Annotated in this window: 19 protein-coding genes; 8 read left to right on the top strand and 11 right to left on the bottom strand. The window is 73.3% G+C overall.

What is annotated here, in order from left to right; all coding sequences use genetic code 11:
* The first annotated feature begins 23 nt into the window (after positions 1-23).
* Positions 24-1,253: a benzoate/H(+) symporter BenE family transporter gene (locus OCU29_RS19490; RefSeq protein WP_261821227.1), complete on the top strand. Its 1,230-nt coding sequence runs from the start codon at positions 24-26 to the stop codon at positions 1,251-1,253.
* Here OCU29_RS19490 and OCU29_RS19485 read toward each other — a convergent pair.
* The gene (locus OCU29_RS19485) at positions 1,174-2,403 is read right to left on the bottom strand and encodes a SpoIID/LytB domain-containing protein (protein ID WP_261821226.1); all 1,230 of its coding nucleotides are present in this window, start codon (positions 2,401-2,403) and stop codon (positions 1,174-1,176) included. The genes OCU29_RS19490 and OCU29_RS19485 overlap by 80 nt on opposite strands.
* Before the next feature lie 136 nt (positions 2,404-2,539).
* Positions 2,540-4,072, bottom strand: a complete 1,533-nt coding sequence (locus OCU29_RS19480; protein WP_261821225.1) for an LVIVD repeat-containing protein — start codon at positions 4,070-4,072, stop codon at positions 2,540-2,542.
* Between the two features lie 61 nt (positions 4,073-4,133).
* Between OCU29_RS19480 and OCU29_RS19475 the strand changes: the two genes are divergently transcribed.
* Positions 4,134-4,832, top strand: a complete 699-nt coding sequence (locus OCU29_RS19475; protein WP_261821224.1) for a DUF305 domain-containing protein — start codon at positions 4,134-4,136, stop codon at positions 4,830-4,832.
* Positions 4,829-6,472 (top strand): ABC-F family ATP-binding cassette domain-containing protein, encoded by a 1,644-nt coding sequence (locus OCU29_RS19470; RefSeq protein WP_261821223.1) that lies wholly within the window; start codon positions 4,829-4,831, stop codon positions 6,470-6,472. The genes OCU29_RS19475 and OCU29_RS19470 overlap by 4 nt, the downstream gene beginning before the upstream one ends.
* A gap of 34 nt (positions 6,473-6,506) precedes the next feature.
* Here OCU29_RS19470 and OCU29_RS19465 read toward each other — a convergent pair whose 3' ends face one another.
* Positions 6,507-7,121 (bottom strand): hypothetical protein, encoded by a 615-nt coding sequence (locus OCU29_RS19465; RefSeq protein WP_261821222.1) that lies wholly within the window; start codon positions 7,119-7,121, stop codon positions 6,507-6,509.
* Between the two features lie 90 nt (positions 7,122-7,211).
* Positions 7,212-8,396, bottom strand: coding sequence for a SpoIID/LytB domain-containing protein (locus OCU29_RS19460; RefSeq protein WP_261821221.1), 1,185 nt, complete (start codon positions 8,394-8,396; stop codon positions 7,212-7,214).
* A 94-nt stretch (positions 8,397-8,490) separates the two neighbouring features.
* Between OCU29_RS19460 and OCU29_RS19455 the strand changes: the two genes are divergently transcribed.
* Together OCU29_RS19455 and OCU29_RS19450 are read left to right on the top strand one after the other, a co-directional pair.
* Entirely contained in the window at positions 8,491-8,991 is a 501-nt protein-coding gene (locus OCU29_RS19455; protein ID WP_261821220.1) for a GyrI-like domain-containing protein, read from the top strand.
* A 9-nt stretch (positions 8,992-9,000) separates the two neighbouring features.
* Entirely contained in the window at positions 9,001-9,651 is a 651-nt protein-coding gene (locus tag OCU29_RS19450) for a hypothetical protein (RefSeq protein ID WP_179613994.1), read from the top strand.
* A gap of 22 nt (positions 9,652-9,673) precedes the next feature.
* Here the strand turns inward: OCU29_RS19450 and OCU29_RS19445 are convergent, their stop codons facing one another.
* The 3 genes from OCU29_RS19445 to OCU29_RS19435 all read right to left on the bottom strand — a co-directional run bounded on the left by OCU29_RS19445 (position 9,674) and on the right by OCU29_RS19435 (position 12,370).
* Positions 9,674-11,023 (bottom strand): 13E12 repeat family protein, encoded by a 1,350-nt coding sequence (locus OCU29_RS19445; protein ID WP_261821219.1) that lies wholly within the window; start codon positions 11,021-11,023, stop codon positions 9,674-9,676.
* An 88-nt stretch (positions 11,024-11,111) separates the two neighbouring features.
* Positions 11,112-12,062, bottom strand: coding sequence for a class II glutamine amidotransferase (locus OCU29_RS19440; protein ID WP_261821218.1), 951 nt, complete (start codon positions 12,060-12,062; stop codon positions 11,112-11,114).
* 146 nt (positions 12,063-12,208) lie between these two features.
* Positions 12,209-12,370 carry a hypothetical protein gene (locus tag OCU29_RS19435; protein WP_179614002.1) on the bottom strand — a complete coding sequence of 54 codons (162 nt, stop codon included), beginning with the start codon at positions 12,368-12,370 and terminating at the stop codon, positions 12,209-12,211.
* A 180-nt stretch (positions 12,371-12,550) separates the two neighbouring features.
* Here OCU29_RS19435 and gndA point away from each other — a divergent pair, with 180 nt between their 5' ends.
* On the top strand, positions 12,551-14,014 hold the full coding sequence (gene gndA, locus OCU29_RS19430) for an NADP-dependent phosphogluconate dehydrogenase (RefSeq protein ID WP_261821217.1): 1,464 nt from the start codon (positions 12,551-12,553) through the stop codon (positions 14,012-14,014).
* Here gndA and OCU29_RS19425 read toward each other — a convergent pair.
* Both OCU29_RS19425 and OCU29_RS19420 read right to left on the bottom strand, forming a co-directional pair.
* Complete coding sequence (locus OCU29_RS19425; protein ID WP_261821216.1) at positions 13,939-15,375, bottom strand: pyridoxal-dependent decarboxylase; 1,437 nt, start codon at positions 15,373-15,375, stop codon at positions 13,939-13,941. The genes gndA and OCU29_RS19425 overlap by 76 nt on opposite strands.
* 9 nt (positions 15,376-15,384) lie before the next feature.
* Positions 15,385-16,032, bottom strand: a complete 648-nt coding sequence (locus tag OCU29_RS19420) for a TetR/AcrR family transcriptional regulator (RefSeq protein ID WP_261821215.1) — start codon at positions 16,030-16,032, stop codon at positions 15,385-15,387.
* Positions 16,033-16,126: 94 nt separating this feature from the next.
* Here OCU29_RS19420 and OCU29_RS19415 point away from each other — a divergent pair, with 94 nt between their 5' ends.
* Both OCU29_RS19415 and OCU29_RS19410 read left to right on the top strand, forming a co-directional pair.
* On the top strand, positions 16,127-17,092 hold the full coding sequence (locus OCU29_RS19415) for an NAD(P)-dependent alcohol dehydrogenase (protein WP_261821214.1): 966 nt from the start codon (positions 16,127-16,129) through the stop codon (positions 17,090-17,092).
* The gene (locus OCU29_RS19410) at positions 17,089-17,835 is read left to right on the top strand and encodes a DUF4386 domain-containing protein (protein WP_261821213.1); all 747 of its coding nucleotides are present in this window, start codon (positions 17,089-17,091) and stop codon (positions 17,833-17,835) included. The genes OCU29_RS19415 and OCU29_RS19410 overlap by 4 nt, the downstream gene beginning before the upstream one ends.
* Here the strand turns inward: OCU29_RS19410 and OCU29_RS19405 are convergent.
* Positions 17,793-18,083: a DUF1905 domain-containing protein gene (locus OCU29_RS19405; RefSeq protein ID WP_261821212.1), complete on the bottom strand. Its 291-nt coding sequence runs from the start codon at positions 18,081-18,083 to the stop codon at positions 17,793-17,795. The genes OCU29_RS19410 and OCU29_RS19405 overlap by 43 nt on opposite strands.
* Before the next feature lie 14 nt (positions 18,084-18,097).
* Positions 18,098-19,492, bottom strand: a complete 1,395-nt coding sequence (locus tag OCU29_RS19400) for an NAD(P)H-quinone dehydrogenase (RefSeq protein ID WP_179614009.1) — start codon at positions 19,490-19,492, stop codon at positions 18,098-18,100.
* Between the last annotated feature and the right edge of the window lie 20 nt (positions 19,493-19,512).

The following is a 19,512-nucleotide window of genomic DNA, read 5'->3' as shown; positions in this document are numbered from 1 at the left end:
AGAACGATACCGCTGGAGGGCGCATGCACCAGGACCACTCGCCGGTCGTGGCCGGGGTCGTCGCGGCCGTGGTCGGCTTCAGCAGCTCCTTCGTCGTCGTGCTGGCCGGGCTGGTCGCGGTGGGCGCGACCCCGGCGCAGGCGGCGTCGGGGCTGCTGGCGCTGTGCGTCGCCCAGGGCCTGGGCATGGCGTGGCTGGCTATGCGGCACCGCACCCCGCTGTCGCTGGCGTGGTCGACCCCCGGCGCCGCGCTGCTGGTCTCCACCGGCGCGGTGGCCGGCGGCTGGTCGGCGGCGGTCGGGGCCTTCGTGGCCACCGCGGCGCTGATCGCGCTGACCGGGCTGCTGCCCGCCCTGGGCGACCTGGTCGCGCGCATCCCGGTGAGCCTGGCCCGGGCGATGCTGGCCGGGGTGCTGCTGCCGATCTGCCTCGAGCCGGTGCTGGGCGTGGCCGCGACGCCGCTGCTGGTCGGGCCGGTCGTGCTGGCCTGGCTGCTCGGGCAGCGCCTCTTCCCGCGGTGGGCGGTGCCGGCCTCGCTGGTGGTGGCCCTCGTGGTGGTGCTGGTCGAGACCGCCGGCGAGGTGCCGGTGGGCGCCGCGGTGCCCACGCTGGCGTGGACCACGCCTTCGTGGAGCCTGCCGGCCCTGGTCGGCATCGCGCTCCCGCTGTACGTCGTCACGATGGCCTCGCAGAACGTGCCCGGGGTGGCGGTGATGGCCGGCAACGGCTACCCGGTGCCGTGGCGCGAGACGATGACGGTCACCGGTCTGGGCACCGCGCTGGTCGCGCCCCTCGGCGGCCACGCGGTCAACCTCGCCGCGATCACCGCCGCGATGGTGGCCGGGCCCGAGGGCGGGCCCGACCGCGACGAGCGGTGGCGCGGCGCGGTGTCGGCCGCGGTCACCTACCTGGTGCTGGCCGCCGGCGCGGCGGGGCTGACGGCGCTGGTCACGGCCGCCCCCGACGGGGTCGTGCAGTCGGCGGCCGGGCTGGCGCTGCTGGGCACCCTGGCCGCCTCGCTGTCCGACGCGCTGGCCGACGCCCACGAGCGGGTCGCGGCGGTGACCTGCCTCGTGGTGGCCGCGAGCGGGGTGACGGTGCTCGGCGTGGGCGCGGCGTTCTGGGCGCTGGTCGCCGGGCTGGTGGTGCGCGCGGTGCTCCGCACCGGTGGCGTCAGCGCGAGCGCACGCGGAACGTCACCCACGGCGACTTCAGGCCCAGTCCGAAGCGCAGGGCGTCACCGCTCACGGTGACCCTCCCGCCGGTGCCCGCGAGGCGCACCGAGCGCACCCGTCCGCCCCACTGGCCGTTGCCGTCGCGCGAGAGCACCGTGATCGAGCGCAGGTCGCCCACGGCGGGGAAGGCGCTCTCGACCCGCTGGTCGGTCAGCGTCACCGACCAGTCGTGGTGGGGGTTGCCGGCCCAGTCGTCGTACTTGTCGGCGCGCGCCGCGAGGTAGGGCCGCGAGCCGGCGGCGGTCCACCCGCCGCTGCTGGAGGAGAACTGGGTGAAGGCGGGCTGGCCGTCGGCGAGGCGGACCTGCTTGGCGGTCGCGCGCACGGCCGCGTCGGAGCCGGGGTGCTCGGCGCGCACGCCGCCGTAGACCTGGCAGGAGGTGGTGTCGCAGAGCTGGTAGTGCGAGGCCCGTGGGGTGCGGCGCTCGAAGACGGCGTAGCTGCGGGCGGCCACGGCCTGGGCGCGCACCGCCGCCCTGCTCCACGACGCGGGGATCTCCAGGGGCACGACGCCGCGCAGGTAGTCGTCGAGGCGCACCTTGTTGACGGTGTCGCGGGCCCTGGCCCCCGGGCTGGGCGGCAGGGCGCGCAGGCGGCCGCGGTAGGCGCGGTCGCCGGCGGGGGTCACCAGGGTCACCGGCGCGTTGCCGGCGCTCAGCTCGCCGTTGCCCTTGAGGTCGCGCCACTTGGTCCACGACCCCGCCCCGCCGGCCGCGGTGCGCCAGGAGACGCGCGTGCGGTCGCGGTGGTTCTGGCGCACCCGCCACAGCGCGGGGGTGCGACCGCCCACCTTCGTGGGCAGCCGGGTGGTGGCGCCGGTGGCCAGGTCGCGCACCCGCAGCCCGCTGCGGCTGCGCACGACGAGGTCGTCGGTGGTGTCGGCGGAGATCAGGACGCTCACCCGGCCGCCGCGCTTCCCCATGGTGGTGCCGGGGTAGTAGAAGTCGAGGATCTGCGCGGCGCTGAGGCCCTGGCGCGCGGCGCCCTCCGCGCCGTGCTGCGACATGCCGTGCCCGTGGCCGTAGCCGTGCCCGCGCACCGTGATGCTCGCCTTGCCCGGCACCTTCCAGGAGTCGCCGGCGGCCAGGGCGGGTGTGGGCGCCGACAGCGTCGAGGCCGCCACCGTGGCGATCAGCGCCGGCAGCAGCAGGCGCGGTGGAGGACGCACAGGGAGGGCTCCAGACGAGCGGGGGCGGGGGGCCGGTGGGGTCGCAGCAGAGCGCCTGCGACCACACCAGCCCCTATCGCACCACGCGTCACAGACCCCCGCAACGCGTCGGCGCGAACTACAGACCTGTAGTTCCTCAGCCCCGGTACGCCGGCTGCGACTGGGCGTTGAAGGTCGTGGTGCGCACCTTCTTGGCGCCGTTCACGCGCGGGTCGTCGATCGAGAAGACCTCGAGGCCGCGGGTGATGTCGCTGGAGTAGATGTGGCCGTTGTACCAGTAGACCGACCAGGCGCCGCCGGTCTCGAGGCTGGTCGCCGAGATCGGGCCGCGGTCGAACCAGGCGATCTCCTCGGGGTGCGCGGAGTCGGTGAAGTCGAAGACCGAGAACCCGCCCTGGTACCAGGCCTGCACCATGATGTCCTTGCCCTTGACCGGGATCAGCGAGCCGTTGTGGGCCACGCAGTTCTCGGTGAGCGTCTGCGGGCGCGGGATCTTGTAGTAGCTCTTGAAGGCCAGCGAGCCGCCCTCGATGTCGTAGATGCCGTCGGCGCCGCGGGTGCTGCCGAAGACCGGGTTGCAGGTCGGCAGCGAGCCGCCGCCGAGCTCGTCGGTGAAGAGCACCTTGGTGCCGGCGTTGTTGAAGGTCGCGGAGTGCCAGAAGGCGAAGTTCACGTCGTCGGTCACCCGGTCGACGACCTTGGGCCGGGCCCGCTTCGAGATGTCCATCAGGATGCCGTCGCCCATGCAGGCACCGGCGGCCAGGTCCTTGGCCGGGTAGGCGGTGATGTCGTGGCAGCCGCTGGTCGAGCTGGATGTCAGCAGCGGGACGGGACCGCCCGGGTTGCCCCCGTCGGGGAAGAGCACGGGGGTCGCGACCAGGCGGGCCCGGGCCGGCTTGCGCACCGGCACCTTGACCACCGAGACGATGTCGTGGGGCGGCTGGCAGTCGGGGAAGTCGGAGCTGGGCGAGTAGGAGGAGACGTAGACGAAGAGCTGCTTGCCGCTGCGGTTGGGGGCCAGGGTGTGGGTGTGCGAGCCGCAGGCGGTCTCGACCGAGGCGACGTAGCGCGGCTTGGCGGGCCGGGAGATGTCGAAGACCCGCAGGCCCTCCCACGAGGACTTCTCGCTGGCCGACTGGGCGGTGCTGGAGCAGGAGTCATCGCTGCGGCTGGAGTCGACGCTGAGGACGAGCACGTCGCCGTGCACCGAGACGTCACCCTGCCCGCCCGGGCACACGACCTGGGCGACACGCTTGGGCCGGGTCGGCCTCTTGATGTCGTAGACACCGAAGCCGTTGTAGTTGCCGACGTAGGCGTAGCGGCCCTGGAAGGCCATGTCGGTGCCGTAGGCGCCCTCCTCGGCGAACGCGCCGACGAGCGGGAGGTGGGCGACGAGGTCGACGTTGTCGGACTTGTCGATGTCGTCCTCGCTGAGCCCCGGCGCCGCGGCGCCGGCCTCGAGGCCCGCCAGCAGGGAGCCGGGCAGGTCGCAGGCGAGGGCGAAGTTGTCGCCCGCGGCGACGAGCGCGGCACGCTCCTCGTCGGTGCAGGCGCGCGCGCCCGGGTCGGCCTGCGCGGAGCCGTTGACGACCGCGAGGCCGACACCGCTCACGAGGACGACGCCGAGGATGGCGTGGGTGGCTCTGGCCCGGAGGGAGGGTCGGCTCATGCTGCTGCAACCCCGCGGGGCCTCAGAAGTTACGGCGCGGCCGTGTTCTGATTGCCTCCTGATGCGTACGCTCCCCTCCCCCGCGACCGCGCGGCACGCCCTGGCCGTCGTGGTCGTCGTCTGCCTGGCGGGGCTCAGCGCCTGCAGCGGCGAGGCCGCCGAGCCGGGTCCGAGCAGCTCGGCCGACCCGGGGGTCGCGCAGGTCCAGCCGGGGTCGCCCGGCGAGCCGGCGGTGACCCTCGACGCCGACGCGGTGCTCGGCGCCCCGGGCTGGAACCACGACGACCTGGCCTTCGTGCAGATGATGGTGCCGCACCACCAGCAGGCGCTCCAGATGGCCGAGCTGGCCGAGTCGCGCGCCGACTCCCCCGAGGTCGCCGGCCTGGCCGCACGGATCGAGGCGGCGCAGGGTCCCGAGATCCTGCTGATGGCCGGGTGGCTGGGCGAGCAGGGCGTCGAGGTCCCGGGGCCCGGCGACGACCCCAGCGACTGGGACCACGCCTCCCACGGGCACGCCGGCATGGCCGGGATGCTCGACGCCGAGCAGATGGCGGCCCTGGCTGCGGCTGAGGGCGTCCAGTTCGACCGGCTCTTCCTCGAGGGGATGATCAGCCACCACGAGGGCGCGGTGGAGATGGCCGTCGACGTGCTGACCGCGGGTCAGGACCGGCGGGTCCTCGAGCTCGCCGACGACGTCAACGCCGGGCAGTCGGCCGAGATCGCGCGCATGCGCCGGATGCTCGACGGGCTCGAGCGGTGAGCGCCACCCTGGTGGCGAAGGACCTGTCGGGCGGGCACGGCCACCGGGTCCTCTTCGAGGGGCTCGACCTCACCGTCGCCCCCGGGGACGTGGTGGGCGTGGTCGGCGCCAACGGGGCCGGCAAGTCCACCCTGCTGCGGCTGCTGGCCGGCGCCACGGCGCCGTTCGGCGGCAGCGTCGCGTGCGCGCCGAGCGACGCGTTCGTGGGCTGGTTGCCACAGGAGCACGAGCGGGTGCCCGGCGAGAGCGTCGGGCAGTACGTCGCGCGGCGTACGGGCGCGGCGGAGGCGACCGCCGAGATGGAGCGCACCGCCGACGCGCTGGGCTCGGGCGAGCCGGGCGCCGACGACGCCTACGCCGCGGCGTTCGACCGGTGGCTGGGCAGCGGGGCGCCCGACCTGGAGGACCGGCTCGGCCCGGTCCTGGCCGACCTCGGCCTCGACGTCGACCCGGCCACCCCGATGACCGCGCTCTCGGGCGGCCAGGCAGCGCGGGCCGCGCTGGCGGCGCTGCTGCTGAGCCGCTTCGACGTGGTGCTGCTCGACGAGCCCACCAACGACCTCGACCTCGACGGGCTGGCCCGCCTGGAGGCGTTCGTGCACGGCCTGCGCGGCGGCGTGGTGCTGGTCTCCCACGACCGCGAGTTCCTCGCCCGGTGCGTGACCCGCATCGTCGAGCTCGACCTGGCGCAGGGCCAGGTCAGCGTCTACGACGGCGGCTACGAGGCGTTCCTGGAGGAGCGGGCGGTCAAGCGGCGCCACGCGCGCGAGGCCTACGAGCAGTACGCCGGCACCCGCGCCGACCTGGTCGCGCGGGCCCGCACCCAGCGCGAGTGGAGCTCGCAGGGGGTGCGCAACGCGATGAGGAAGGCCCCCGACAACGACAAGATCCGGCGCAAGGCGTCGACGGAGTCCTCGGAGAAGCAGGCGCAGAAGGTGCGGCAGATGGAGTCGCGGATCGCCCGGCTCGAGGAGGTCGAGGAGCCGCGCAAGGAGTGGCAGCTGCAGTTCGACATCGCCGCGGCGCCGCGCTCGAGCTCGGTGGTCGCCACCCTCAACGAGGCGACCCGTCGCCTGGGCGACTTCACGCTCGGCCCGGTGTCGCTGCAGGTCGACGCCGGCCAGCGGATCGGTGTCACCGGCCCCAACGGCGCCGGCAAGACCACGCTGCTGGGCCTGCTGCTGGGCTGGTCCGAGCCCGACAGCGGCTCGGCGTCGCTGGGTGCCTCGGTAGCCGTCGGCGTGATCGACCAGGCGCGCACCGGCCTCGACCACGGCGTGGCGCTGGGGACGGCCTTCGAGCGGGTGGTGCCGGAGATGACCCAGGCCGAGGTGCGCACCCTGCTGGCGAAGTTCGGGCTCAAGGCCGACCAGGTCGGCGTCGAGGTGGGCCGGCTCTCACCGGGCGAGCGCACCCGGGCGGCGATGGCGCTGCTGCAGGCCCGCGGGGTCAACCTGCTGGTGCTCGACGAGCCCACCAACCACCTCGACCTGCCCGCGATCGAGCAGCTCGAGGAGGCGCTGGCGGCGTACGACGGCGCGCTGCTGCTGGTCTCGCACGACCGCCGGCTGCTGGCCAACGTGCGCCTCGACCAGCGCTGGCACGTCGAGGACGGCCGGGTCGCTCTCGGCGTCGTCTGACCGACGGCACCCGGCCGGCCGAGGGGGCTCTGAGTCAGTCCACCTCGATGACACCGCACAGGGCGGGCATCGAGATCTCGTTGTCGGCAGGGTTGGGCTGGCCGTCGCCGGCCGCGTCGGTGTTGGTCGCCATGTGGTCGTGGTCGAGGTCGACCCCGTGGACCACGATCGCGTACTGGCTCAGGTCGCCCAGCGACTCCAGCGAGTCCCCGTTGTCGCGCTGGGTGTAGCTGCGCCTGTACTTGAGGCGGGTGCCGACGTCGCTCAGGCCGTCGCTCAGGGTGATCTGGACGGGGCCGTAGGCGGGGAGTCCCTCGAGCAGGTCGACGACGCCGTTGCCGTCGGTGTCGAACGAGCTGCCCGGGCACTCGCTCTGGGCCTGGGCCGTGCCGTGGATGTGGGCGATGTGGATGCCGTCGTCGAGCCCCTTGGCCTTGAGCTTGACCACCAGCTTCCCGTCGCGCTTGCGGAGCTTGGCCCTGCCGTCGCCGTCGCCGTTCACGGGTTCGAGCTCGGCCTCGAAGCGGTCGGCGCGGCCGTGGCCGTCGTCGTCGTGCTCGGTGCGGTCGTGGGCCTGGGCGGTGGCCCCTGCCCCAGCGACAGCCGTGAGCAACGAGGCGAGGAGGAGGGAGGTGCTGGAGCGACGCATGGGTCGCCTCCTTGGGATCGAGGGGTACTCAGCACTCGAAGCAAAGCCGAGCGACCTTGGGCTTTCCTTGCGTCCGCGAGGGCACCAGGGCTACGGCTGGAGAGCGAACCAGTCGGAGCGCAGCCCGAACCAGCTGCGGAGCTGGTCGCCGGTCAGGCTGCGGGTGGCGCCGGTGAAGCGCACCTCGACGCGCACCACCCGCCCGCCCCAGGCGCCGTTGCCGTCGCGCGCGACGACCTCGAGGGAGACGAAGCTGCCGGAGCCGGGCCACGCCTTCTCGAGGTCGGTGGCCGTGAGCGTCCTGGTCCACTGCGCGTAGGGGTTCCGAGCCTCGGGAGCCGTGTCCCACGGGTCCTCGACGGCCTGCAGGTAGTCGAAGGACCCTGCCCGGGTCCAGCCGCCGTTGCTGGCGGAGAACTGGGTGAAGGCGGGGGCGCCGTCGTGGGTGACGACCTCGCCCGCGGTGGCGGCGACGGCGTCGTCGGAGCCGGCGTGCTCGGCCTCGACGCCGCGGTAGACCTGGCAGGCGGAGGTGTCGCAGAGCTGGTAGTGGCGACCGCTCGGGGCGTGGTCGCGCTCGTACGCCGCATAGGTGCGGGCGGCGACCGCCTGGGCGCGCACCGCGGCGGCCGGCCACAGCGCAGGGACCTCGCCGGGGACGACGCCGCGCAGGTAGTCCTCGAAGCCCACCACGTTGACGGTGTCGCGCTGGCGGCCCTCCCCCGTCGAGGCCGAGCGGAGCACGCCGCGGTAGGTGGCGCTGCCGCCGGGCAGGAGCAGGGTGATCGGCTCCTTGGCGAACAGCTCGGCGTCGCCCTCGGGCTTGAGGACGCTGCGCCAGCCGCCGTCGACCTTGGCCTCGACCTTGCTGCGGCCACGGGTCGCGGAGGTGACGCGCCAGGTCGTGGCCGTGGGCTCGAGGCGCTTGAGCTTCCAGGTGCGGCCCTCCCCCAGGCTGCGCACCTTGAGCGCCTTGGCGGGGCGCACCTTGACGTCGGAGGTGGTGTCGGCACTGATCAGCACCTCGACGTCGCCACCGACGCTGCCGCGCTGGGTGCCGGGGTAGTAGAAGTCGAGGATCTCGCCGTAGGTGTGCCCCTGGGTGGCGGCCGCCCTGGCGCCGTACTGCGACAGCCCCTTGCCGTGGCCGAAGCCGCGGCCCTCGAGCACCACGTCGGCGGCGCGGTCCTCGCGCTCACGGGGTTCGGCGGAGGCGGGCGCGGCCACCAGGAGGGCGGCGAGCGGGAGCGCGAGCAGGGCGGCGCGACGAGACATGGGGGGCCTTCCGAGAGCGTGGGTGGGCGCAGCGTACGACGCGCGACACCCAGCAAAGGTTGTCCTGGAGGCACAACGGGGCTCAGGCTGGGTCATGGCCACGTCGTCGATCGAGATCGTCACCCTGGAGCCGCAGCCCGCGCTCGCCGTCCGCGGGGACATCACGCCCGAGGAGATGCCGGCCTTCTTCGGCCGGGCCTTCAACGGTGTGCCGGGGGCCGCCGCGGCGGCGGGGGTGGAGCTCGTCGGGCCGCCGTTCGGCCTGTACCCCTCCATGCCGGGCGAGCGCGTCGAGGTGGAGGCGGGCTTCCCGGTCTCGGCCGCGGTGGGCAGCACGACCAGCGAGGGCGAGGCGGTCCACGACCTGCTCCTGCCGGGTGGTGAGGTCGCGCAGGTGCTGCACACGGGGCCCTACGACACGCTGGGCGAGACCTACGCCGCCCTCGAGGCGTGGATGCGCGAGCAGGGGCTGGCGGCCGCGGGCCCGCCGTGGGAGTCCTACCTGAGCGATCCCGAGGCCGAGCCCGACCCGCAGCAGTGGCGGACCCTGGTCTGCTGGCCTGTCGGTGGGCATGGACCGGGTCCGACAGGGTAAAGAGGAGGCATGAGGACACCGTGGAGCGCCCGTCGTGACCGTCGTGAGCGGGAGCTGGTGGCAGCCGAGGAGTTCAGGTCGGCGCGCCGGTTGGCCCGGGAGGACGTGACGGTGCTCGGCGAGCAGGTCGCCGAGCTCGACGTCGACCTCGCGGGCTCGCAGGGCCACGAGGTGCGCGACTTCCACCAGGAGGCGCTCGACGCCTATGCGGCCGCGGCGGCGTCGCTGGAGGCGGCGAGCACCGTCGAGGAGGTCGGCGCCGTCGAGGAGGTCCTCAACCGGGGGCGCTACGCGCGGGCGGCGGTGCTGGCCCTGCGCGCCGGCGAACCGCTGCCGGAGCGTCGCGGCCCCTGCTTCTTCAACCCCCAGCACGGCCCGGCGGTCACGACGGTGGCGTGGACGCCCCCGCACGGCTCCGAGCGCGAGGTCGAGGTCTGCCGCAACGACGCGCTGCGCCTCGACGACGGCGAGGCGCCCGACGTGCGCCAGGTGCGCGTCGGCGACCGCTACGTGCCCTGGTACGCCGCCGACGACGCGGCGATCCACTCGTGGAGCTCGGTGTCCAACGCCTCCACCTCCGGCTGGTTGACCAGCGTCGCCAAGGCCGAGGCCGGCACCCGGGCCGGGGTGTCGCAGGCCGGGATGATCGGTCGCCAGTAGCGGGTCGCCCTCGGGATGCTCGTCAGGCGGCGTGGTCGATGCGGCGGGTGCCGGTGTGGTCGACGAGGTAAAGCGCGCCGTAGGGGTCGAGCCAGATGAAGATGCCGGGGTAGGGCTGCTTGACCCGCATGTGCCCGTGGGTCTTGACGCGGTGGTGGAGGGTGGTCATCGGCCCGTAGTTCCCGACCTCGCTCGCACCCCCGGCGTCCCCGGGTGCCCAGGGGTCGGTGTGGTCGACCTGCATGCTGTTGCTGGTGCAGGAGGAGAAGGGGAACACATCGGCCGGCGAGATCACCCGCACGGCCCGCCTATGTCGCGCCGGGATCTCATACGCATCGACCGGCACCTGACCCAACGGGTCCAACACCGGACGGATCGTGAACCGCGCGTGCGGTCCCAGGACGTCGCGGACCCACTCCCGGGTCACCGGACCGTGACCCTCCACGCGGCCGATCGGCGGCAGCGGTGCGCCAGCATCAGCGATGGAACGGCCGTCGAGGTGGACCACGAGCTCGGCGCGGGGCGCCAGGGACCGGATGTCGAGGCCCTCGGGGGCGGTGTCGGGGTTGGCGAGCATCAGCACCGCCAGCACGCGGCGCTCATCAGCGCTCACCGCCGTGGGGGTTTGGTCGGGCTGCTCCTCACCCACCGGCTGGCGCAGGACGTCGGCGGCATGGGGGTCATCGGGGAGCTGCTCGCGCAGCCGCTCCGCGACGGCGCTGATGGCGGTGTCGAGCTGCTCGATCACGGGGATCGGGGCGCGGATCAGGAACGAGGCCATCCCGTGCTCAGGTGTCCCGATCTTCTTCGCGAACGTCGCCCGCCGGGCACGCTCCTCCTTCTCCCGCGCCAGCTCCGGTGCCGCAGCCGCGACCTTCCCGACCACCAACGCCTCGAACCGGGTCCAGGTGATCCGACCGTCCGCGGACTCCGCGACCTCCGCATCCACCCACCCGGCCTCGAGGGCGTCGAGCTCACGGGTCTTCGTCACCACGAACCGGGCATAGGAGGCACGGACCTCACCGGCCACCACCCGCCCCCACAGCACCGGGTGACGGTCCTGCAGGTCCTGCGCGTCAGCGATCAACGCCGACGCCGCATAGGTGCTGCGCCCGATCCGCGCCCCCAACAGCGACGCCGCGAACTCGCTGACCGGCCGCGTGCCGACCCCGCCGAGCTGCTTGACCTGCTCCCGCCCCGGCTTGGACACCTCGACAGGGTCGAGCTGGTGGTCGGGGTCGTTGAGCACCGCCCACCGGTAGGCCACCACCAGCATCTGCACCTCCGCCTGCTGAGCGGTGGTCGCCAGCGCGGCAGCAGTGTCGAGGACAGCGTCCCCCGACATCTCCCCCACCACCGGCTTCCCGAGCATGCACCCACTCAAGCACCAGCCACCGACAACGGCGCCCTGGCCGCCTGACCTGCGCAAACGCCTGGATGCGACTCCGGCGCCAGCGCGTCTACACCTCCAACGTCCTGACGGTCTTGGTGACGCGCTCGCCCCGGTTCTCCAGGAAGACGATCTCGCCGAACTCGAGGTGCGACCAGCCGTCGTCACTGTCCGTCAGGGGCTCGGAGGCGAAGATGGCGGCGGTCGCCTCCTCCTCGAAACGCACCTCGAAGTCGTACGACGTCTCGTCGTGCTGGAAGTTGCGACCCAGCTGCAGGTACATCGGTTCCAAGAGCATCGAGAGAGCGAAGTCGCTCGTGCCCGGGCCGGATTCCCGCAGCTCTCTCCAGTCTCCGACCGGCTTGGTCTCGCCCTGGTGTCCGAGGCCGACGTTGACGCCGATGATCCGGTTCGGCGACACCAGGGCCAGCTTCAACTTGGTCAGGGCCGCGAGGTCGAGCTGCTTCATCGCTCGGGCGATGAGCTGGAGCATCTCCTCGATCGCACGTTGGACCTCCTCGTCACTGTCGCCCTCCATCAGGGAGAGCAGGAGCACGTAGAGGAACTCCGTGTCAGTAGTGCCCCGCATCTGCTTCAGGTACTTGTCCTCGCAGTGCTGCAGCAGCTCCCGCTGGAGCAGCACCCAGTTCGGCAGGTCACCGTTCTGGGCGAGAGTCCATGGGGTCTCCTCGAAGGAGAAGGGGTGGCAGTTCTCGTCGGCCAGCACGGTCCTCGAGTTGTAGGCGGCTGCTCGGACATGAGCGAGCATCGTGCTGGCCTGGAGGCTGGGGATGATGCGGTCGGCGTTGTCGTCGTAGAACGCAGCCATCGGCCGGCGGTAGATGAAGGGCTCCTCCGGCTTGAGCAGGTGCTCGCTCCACGCCCCGAAACCCCACCCTGCCAGCTGGAGCTCCGGGTGACGCTCCGGGTCGAGGGACTGGTTGATCAGGCTGTTCTCCGGCCTGAGCAGCAGGCTCTCCAGAGGTGTCTCCGGCCCGATGTAGGCGAGTACTCGGCACATACGCTTCCTTCGCTCACACGTCGGTGTCCGGCGATCACTGCGACCGCGAGCGCGCCAGCCTAACGGCCCGGCGGCGGCCCCGTCCGGGGTAGACGCTCACCCCGGGTCTCGGACCACGGCGGCGGAGGGTCGGACGTCAGCTGTGCTCAGCTGCCTCCGAACGTCCCGGCACCGTAGTTCCCAGCGCTGCCGGTGGGCGGGTAGTCGTGCTTCTGGCAGCGCCGGCACCGGCGGAACCGGCCGGTCCCGTCCTCCGAGCTGACCTTCTCCCAGTCGTGCAGCGACAACAGGCAGCGCAGCGTCCTCATCGCACCCTCCTCCGACCAGCACATGGTGCTCGTCCGCGATGAACGGACAGGGAAATCCACGGTGCCCCGCGATCCCCACCGACCGGCGCTGCCTCTGACCCACCCCTCGGGGCGGCCGGTGCGCTGGGACGACGGCATACCGTCGGACCCAGCGCCAGCACCGACCACCGAGGAGCACCTGTGAGCGACGACGAGCAGACCACCGGCCAGAGCACCGACCGGGCCACGATCGGTGTCATCGGGCTGGCGGTGATGGGCTCCAACCTCGCCCGCAACCTGGCCTCCCGCGAGGGCAACACGGTCGCGGTCCACAACCGCACCACCGCGAAGACCGACGCCCTGGTCGAGGAGCATCCCGAGGCGGGCTTCGTGGCCGCCGAGACCCTCGACGACTTCGTCGCCTCCCTGGCCACGCCCCGTACGGCGATCATCATGGTGCAGGCGGGCGCCGGCACCGACGCCGTCATCGAGAAGCTCGCGGAGCGCTTCGAGGAGGGCGACATCATCGTCGACGGCGGCAACGCCGACTTCCACGACACCATCCGCCGCGAGGAGGAGCTGCGCGAGCGCGGCATCCACTTCGTCGGCTGCGGCATCTCCGGCGGCGAGGAGGGCGCGCTCAACGGCCCCTCCCTGATGCCCGGTGGGTCGAAGGAGGCCTGGGAGGCCATCGCGCCCGCGCTGCGCTCGATCGCCGCCGTGGCGCAGGACGAGCCCTGCGTCACCCACGTCGGCAGCGACGGCGCCGGCCACTTCGTGAAGATGGTCCACAACGGCATCGAGTACGCCGACATGCAGCTGATCGCCGAGTCCTACGACCTGCTGCGCCGCATCGGCGGGCACGACCCCGCCGCGCTCGCCGACGTGTACGCCGAGTGGAACGAGGGCGACCTCGAGTCCTACCTGATCGAGATCACCGCCGAGGTGCTGCGCCAGTCGGACGCCGAGACCGGCGAGCCGTTGGTCGACGCCATCCTCGACCAGGCCGGCTCCAAGGGCACCGGTGTCTGGACCGTGCAGAACGCCACCGGTCTCGGCGTGCCGACCACCGCGATCGGCGAGGCCGTCTTCGCGCGGGCGCTGTCGTCGTCCGCCGAGCACCGCGACGCGGTCCGCCGGACCTTCACCGACCGCCCCGACCTCCCGGAGGCACCCGAGGGGTTCGAGGACGACGTCCGCTCGGCGCTCTACGCCTCCAAGGTGGTCGCCTACGCCCAGGGCTTCGACCTGATCAGGGCCGGGGCCGAGGAGCACGGCTGGGACATCGACCTCGGCGCGGTCGCCCGCATCTGGCGCGGCGGGTGCATCATCCGGGCCCGGTTCCTCGACCGGATCGCCGAGGCCTTCGACGACGACCCGTCGCTGGTCACCCTGCTGGCCCACCCCTACTTCGCCGATGCCGTCCGCGACGGCGAGGCCGCCTGGCGCCGCGTGGTCGCGCTCGCCGTCACCGCTGGCGTCCCCGTGCCCGCGTTCGGCTCCGCGCTGGCGTCGTACGACGCGCTGGCCTCGGAGCGGCTGCCCGCGGCGCTGATCCAGGCCCAGCGCGACTTCTTCGGCGCCCACACCTACCGGCGCACCGACCGCGACGGCGTCTTCCATACGCTCTGGTCGGGCGACCGCTCCGAGGTCTCCGCCGACTGAGCGCTCACGGCACGCCGCACGGCCTCGACCGTGCGGCGCACGTCGTCCTCGGTGGTGGCGGCGTTCGACACCGACACCCGGATGACGGGGCGGCCCCGCCAGTGCGACGGGGACATCCAGACCTCACCCGACCTCGTGAGGGTCGCGCAGACCTCCTCGACCCGGTCGTCGTCGAGGCCGAGGCAGACCTGGGTGTAGACCACGTCGTTGAGCACCTCGACGCCCGGCAGGCCGGCCAGCCCGTCGGCGAGGTGCCGGGCGCGCGCCGCCAACCGCTCGACCTGCGCGGCGGCGCCCTCGCGACCCAGTGAGCGCAGCGCGGCCCACACCGGCACGCCGCGGGCGCGGCGGGAGAGCTCGGGCACCCTCTCGAAGGGGTTGCCCGGCCCGGGGGCGTCGGGGAGATAGCTCGCGTGCACGCCCATCGCGCTGCGCATCGCCAGCGGGTCCCGCACGACGACGATGCCGCAGTCGTAGGTGACGTTGAGGGTCTTGTGCGCGTCGGTCGCCCACGAGTCGGCCGCCTCGACCCCGGCCGCGAGGTGGGCCAGCCGGGGCGTCGCCCGCGCCCACAGCCCGAACGCGCCGTCGACGTGCACCCACGCGCCGCGGTCGTGGGCCGCGGAGACGAGGTCGGGGAAGGCGTCGAAGGCCCCGGAGTGCAGGTTGCCGGCCTGGAGGCAGACGACCAGCGGCTCGCCGTCCGGTACGTCGCGCAGCGCGGCCGCCAGGGCCGCGGGGTCCATCCGCCCCTGGCCGTCGGCCGCCACCGCGGTCGGCGCGCCCAGGCCCAGGTAGCGCAGCGCCAGGTCGACCGTGTCGTGCCGCTCGGCGCCCACCAGCACGTGCACCCGGGGCGCACCGGTCAGCCCGTCGTGGTGCACGTCCCACCCGACCCGGTCGAGCACGGCGAAGCGCGCGGCCGCGAGACCGGTGAAGTTGGCCATCGTCGCGCCGGTCACGAAGCCGACGTCGGCCCCGCGCGGCAGGTCGAGCAGCTCCAGCAACCAGTCGCCCGCGACCTCCTCGAGCACCGCGGTGGCCGGCATCGCGTCGCGCAGCCCGGCGTTCTGGTCCCAGGCGCTCACCAGCCAGTCGGCACCGAGCGCCGCCGGCAGGTTGCCGCCCATCACCCACCCGAAGAACCGGCCGGACTGGATGTTCAGCAGCCCGGGAGCCGCGCCCGTCGCGAGCTCGTCGACCACCGCGACCGGGTCGGCGCCCCGCTCGGGCAGCGGACCCCAGAAGGTCGCCAGCATCTCCTCGAGCCCGGCGCTCGGCCCGACCGGGTGCTCGGGGGCACCGGCACGCCACTCCCGCGCGTGCGCCAGCGCCCGCTGCAGCACCGCGTCGTCGGACATCTCGTCAGACTAGGGCTCCTCGAGACGGGCCGCGAGCCCGTCGAGCACCAGCTCCAGCCCGACCTCGAACTCGTCCCCGAAGTCGTAGCCGGGCCGCAGGGCGTGCTCGAGGGTGAACTCGCGGAAGTACGGCAGCTGCCCCTCAGGCAGGGCGGTGAGGATCTGCCGGCCGAGCTCGGCGAGATCCTCCTCGCCGTCGAAGGCCAGGCTGAGCTCCTGGACGAGGAAGCCGTAGAGGTGGGCGTCGAGGACCGCGAAGGCGTGGCCGGTCAGCGCGAGCGAGAAGCCGGCCTCGCGCAGGCAGCCGAGCACCGCGTCGTGGTGGCGCAGGGTCTCGAAGCCGGCGTTGCGGCGCGAGTCCATCATCCCCACCGCCCACGGGTGCTTCTTGCAGACCGCACGCGCCGAGTGGTGGCGCGCGCGCATCTCCTCGCGCCAGGGCCCGCCCACCTCGGGGGCGTGGAACTCGGCGAAGACCGCGTCGACCATGCCGTCGAGCAGGTCCTCCTTGTTGGCGACGTGGTGGTAGAGCGACATCGCCTCCACCCCCAGCCGCTTGCCGACCGCGCGCATCGACAGGGCCCCGACGCCCTCGGCGTCCGCCAGCCCCACGGCCGCCGCCACGATGCCCGTCCGCGTCAGACCGCTCCTGCCCATCCGTCCTCCGTACCCGATCTGGTCGTTGACCGAACTTACACCGTAAGTCTAACGTTGGATCCGCAACCTTACGTCGTAAGAAAGGACGATCCCGATGCGTGCCATCACGCAGCACCGCTACGGCGGCACCGAGACCCTGCAGCTCACCGAGATCGAGACCCCCACCCCAGGACCCGACGAGGTGCTCGTGCGGGTGCGCGCCGCCGGGGTCGACCGCGGCACCTGGCACCTGATGGCCGGGCGCCCGTACGCCGTGCGCCTGGCCTTCGGGCTGCGCCGCCCCAAGTTCCCGGTCCCGGGCCGCGACGTCGCCGGGGTCGTCGAGCGGGTCGGCGCGGAGGTGACCTCCTTCGCGGTCGGCGACGAGGTGATCGGCACCGCCGACGGCTCCTTCGCCGAGGTCGCGGTCGTCCCCGAGCGCCGCCTGGGACACAAGCCCGCCAGCCTCTCCTTCGAGGAGGCCGCCGTCCTGCCGATCTCCGGCGGCACCGCCCTCCAGGCCGTCCGCCTGGCGCGGGTCGGCCCCGGCGACCGGGTCCTGGTCATCGGCGCCTCCGGCGGCGTCGGCTCGTACGCCGTGCAGGTCGCGGCGGCGCGCGGCGCCGAGGTCACGGGGGTGGCCAGCGCAGCCAAGGCGGACCTGGTCCGCGCCCTGGGCGCCGTGGACGTCATCGACCACGACCGCGAGGAGATCGACGACGCGGGCCGGCGCTGGGACGTCATCATCGACGTCGCCGGGCTCCGCCCGCTCCGCCTGCTGCGCCGCTGCCTGGAGCGCGAGGGCACCCTCGTCATCGTCGGGGGCGAGGGTGGTGACCGGTCGATCGGCGGCATCCAGCGCCAGCTGGTCGCCATGGTGCTCTCGCCCTTCACCCACCAGCGCCTGACCTCGTTCATGGCTAAGGAGACCGCCGCCGACCTCGCCGAGCTCGCCGACCTGGTCGACCGGGGCGTGGTGCGACCGGTCCTCGAGCGCACCTACGCCCTCGACGAGGCCGCCAAGGCCATCGACCACCTCGTCGCCGGCCACGCGCGCGGCAAGGTCGCGGTGTCCCTGTGAACGCGCCCACGACCACTCCCCGCACCGCCGCGGGCTGGGCGGCGGTCTCGTACGCGCTGCTCTTCGTGCTGGCGGTCCTCGCCAACTTCCTCGCCCTCGGCAGCGTCCTCGAGCCCGGCGACGCCCCTGCCACCGCTGCCGCCCTGGTCGAGCACGAGACCTCGCTGCGGCTCGGGGCGGTGGCGTTCCTGGGCGTCTTCCTGCTCGACGTGCTGATCGCGTGGGCGCTGCTGGTCCTGCTGCGGGCGGTCCAGCCCGACCTCGCCCTGCTCGCGGCCTGGTTCCGGCTGACCTACACGGTGCTGCTGGGCGCCTCGATGGTGGCGCTCTTCGTCGCCCTCGAGCTGGTCGAGACCCCGGGGGCGAGCGACAGCTCGGTGCTGCTGGCCCTGCAGTCCTTCGACTTCCTGTGGGTCGTGGGGCTCTCGGCCTTCGGCGTGCACCTGGTGCTCGTCGGGCTCCTGCTGCTGCGAGCCACCGGCGCCCCCCGCCCGCTGGCGTGGCTGCTCGTCGTCGCCGGTACGGCGTACGCCGCCGACACGGTGGCCCATCTGGTCCTCAGCGACTACGAGGCTTACGCCGACCTGATGCTCGCGGTCGTGGCGGTGCCCTCGGTCGTGGCCGAGCTGTGGTTCACCGTCTGGCTGGCCCTGGTGGCCGCGGGTCGGCGTCCGGCGCCTTCGGCGCGAGGCACTGGCGACTACGCCGAGCGCACCACGTCGAGCCGGAGCCTGACGGTCTGACCCGGCTCGAGCCCGGCCGCCCGGCGTACCGCGACCTTGAGCGGCACCAGGTAGCGACTCTCCCGGGGGAACAGGGCGGTGCGGAACTCCACGTCGCCCAGGCGGACCAGCACCGGGACCTGGCCCCAGTACTCCACGCCCTTCGCCGCCTCCTTGAGGTCCTCGGAGTCCTCGTGGGAGACCTGCAGGAAGTAGAACGGCGCCGGGCCGCGCCACTCCACGACGGGGCCCTCGAGCTCGAACTCCACCAGGCCCCCGGGCGTCAGACCCGGTGCAGCCGGCGGGCGGCCTCGGCGATCGAACCGCTCATGGAGGGGTAGACGGTGAAGGTCTGGGCCAGCTGGTCGGCGGTGATCGACTCGGCCACGGCCAGCGCGACGGGGTGGATCAGCTCGCTGGCGCGCGGGCCGACCACGCTGCCACCCACGACGATGCCGGTGCCGGGGCGGCAGATGAGCTTGATGAAGCCGTCGCGGACCCCCTGCATCTTGGCCCGCGGGTTGCCGCCGAGCGGCAGCATCACGACCTCCGCCTGGATCTCGCCGTTGTCGACGGCCTGCTGGGTCCAGCCGACGGTGGCGATCTCGGGGGCGGTGAAGACGTTGGAGGAGACCTTCTTGAGGTCGAGCGGGTGCACGGTGTCGCCGAGGAAGTGCCACATCGCGATCCGGCCCTGCATCGCGGCCACCGAGGCGAGCATCAGCACGCCGGTGCAGTCGCCGGCGGCGTAGACGCCGCGCGCCGAGGTGCGCGAGACCCGGTCGACGTTGACGAAGCCGCCGTCCTTGAGCACGACACCGGACTCCTCGAGCCCGAGGTCGGCGGTGTTGGGCACCGAGCCGAGGGCCAGGATGCAGTGCGAGCCCTGGACGGTGCGCCCGTCGGTGAGGGTGACGGTCACGACGTCGCCGTCGCGGGTCACCGACTCCATCCGGGACTTGGAGAGCACCTTCATGCCCCGGCGCTCGGAGACCTCCTGCAGCACCAGGGAGGCGTCGGCGTCCTCGCCGGGCAGGACCCGGTCGCGCGAGGAGACCAGGGTGACCGGCACCCCGAGGGCGAGGTAGGCGCTGGCGAACTCGGCGCCGGTGACACCGGAGCCGACCACGATCAGCTCCTCGGGCAGCTCGTCGAGGTCGTAGACCTGCTCCCAGGTCAGGATGCGCTCCCCGTCGGGCTGCGCGGTGGGCAGCACCCGGGGTGCGGCACCGGTGGCGATGAGCACGGCGTCGGCCTCGAGGACCGACTCGGCGCCCTCGGCGTCGGTGACCACGACCCGGTCGGGGCCGTCGAGGCGCCCGCGGCCCACGACCAGCTCGACCCCGTCGCGCTCGAGGCGGCGGCGGATGTCGTCGGACTGGTCGGCGGCCAGCGCCTTGACCCGACGGTTGACCCGGCCCAGGTCGACCTTGATGGCGGTCGCCGCGTCACCCTGCGGGTCGTTGAAGGTGATGCCGAGCTCGGCGGCCTCGGCCACCTCGCTCATCACCTCGCTGGTGGCGATCAGGGTCTTGCTGGGCACGCAGTCGGTCAGCACGGCCGAGCCGCCCAACCCGTCGGTGTCGACGATGGTGACCTGCGCCCCCAGCTGTGCGGCCACGTGCGCCGCCTCGTACCCGCCGGGGCCTCCCCCGACGATGACGACCTTGTCGCTCATCTGTTCCTTCCGCGCGTGGT

The sequence above is a fragment of the Nocardioides sp. OK12 genome (assembly GCF_024341885.1).
Lineage (GTDB): Bacteria > Actinomycetota > Actinomycetes > Propionibacteriales > Nocardioidaceae > Nocardioides > Nocardioides marinisabuli.
This window is presented reverse-complemented; position numbering and strand designations above follow the sequence as displayed.

Coding starts and splice junctions, on each gene's coding strand:
- OCU29_RS19490 (WP_261821227.1), top strand. CDS start 24: ATGCACCAGGACCACTCGCCGGTCGTGGCCGGGGTCGTCGCGGCCGTG.
- OCU29_RS19480 (WP_261821225.1), bottom strand. CDS start 4,072: ATGAGCCGACCCTCCCTCCGGGCCAGAGCCACCCACGCCATCCTCGGC.
- OCU29_RS19475 (WP_261821224.1), top strand. CDS start 4,134: ATGCGTACGCTCCCCTCCCCCGCGACCGCGCGGCACGCCCTGGCCGTC.
- OCU29_RS19465 (WP_261821222.1), bottom strand. CDS start 7,121: ATGCGTCGCTCCAGCACCTCCCTCCTCCTCGCCTCGTTGCTCACGGCT.
- OCU29_RS19460 (WP_261821221.1), bottom strand. CDS start 8,396: ATGTCTCGTCGCGCCGCCCTGCTCGCGCTCCCGCTCGCCGCCCTCCTG.
- OCU29_RS19455 (WP_261821220.1), top strand. CDS start 8,491: ATGGCCACGTCGTCGATCGAGATCGTCACCCTGGAGCCGCAGCCCGCG.
- OCU29_RS19450 (WP_179613994.1), top strand. CDS start 9,001: ATGAGGACACCGTGGAGCGCCCGTCGTGACCGTCGTGAGCGGGAGCTG.
- OCU29_RS19445 (WP_261821219.1), bottom strand. CDS start 11,023: ATGCTCGGGAAGCCGGTGGTGGGGGAGATGTCGGGGGACGCTGTCCTC.
- OCU29_RS19440 (WP_261821218.1), bottom strand. CDS start 12,062: ATGTGCCGAGTACTCGCCTACATCGGGCCGGAGACACCTCTGGAGAGC.
- OCU29_RS19435 (WP_179614002.1), bottom strand. CDS start 12,370: ATGAGGACGCTGCGCTGCCTGTTGTCGCTGCACGACTGGGAGAAGGTC.
- OCU29_RS19425 (WP_261821216.1), bottom strand. CDS start 15,375: ATGTCCGACGACGCGGTGCTGCAGCGGGCGCTGGCGCACGCGCGGGAG.
- OCU29_RS19420 (WP_261821215.1), bottom strand. CDS start 16,032: ATGGGCAGGAGCGGTCTGACGCGGACGGGCATCGTGGCGGCGGCCGTG.
- OCU29_RS19415 (WP_261821214.1), top strand. CDS start 16,127: ATGCGTGCCATCACGCAGCACCGCTACGGCGGCACCGAGACCCTGCAG.
- OCU29_RS19400 (WP_179614009.1), bottom strand. CDS start 19,492: ATGAGCGACAAGGTCGTCATCGTCGGGGGAGGCCCCGGCGGGTACGAG.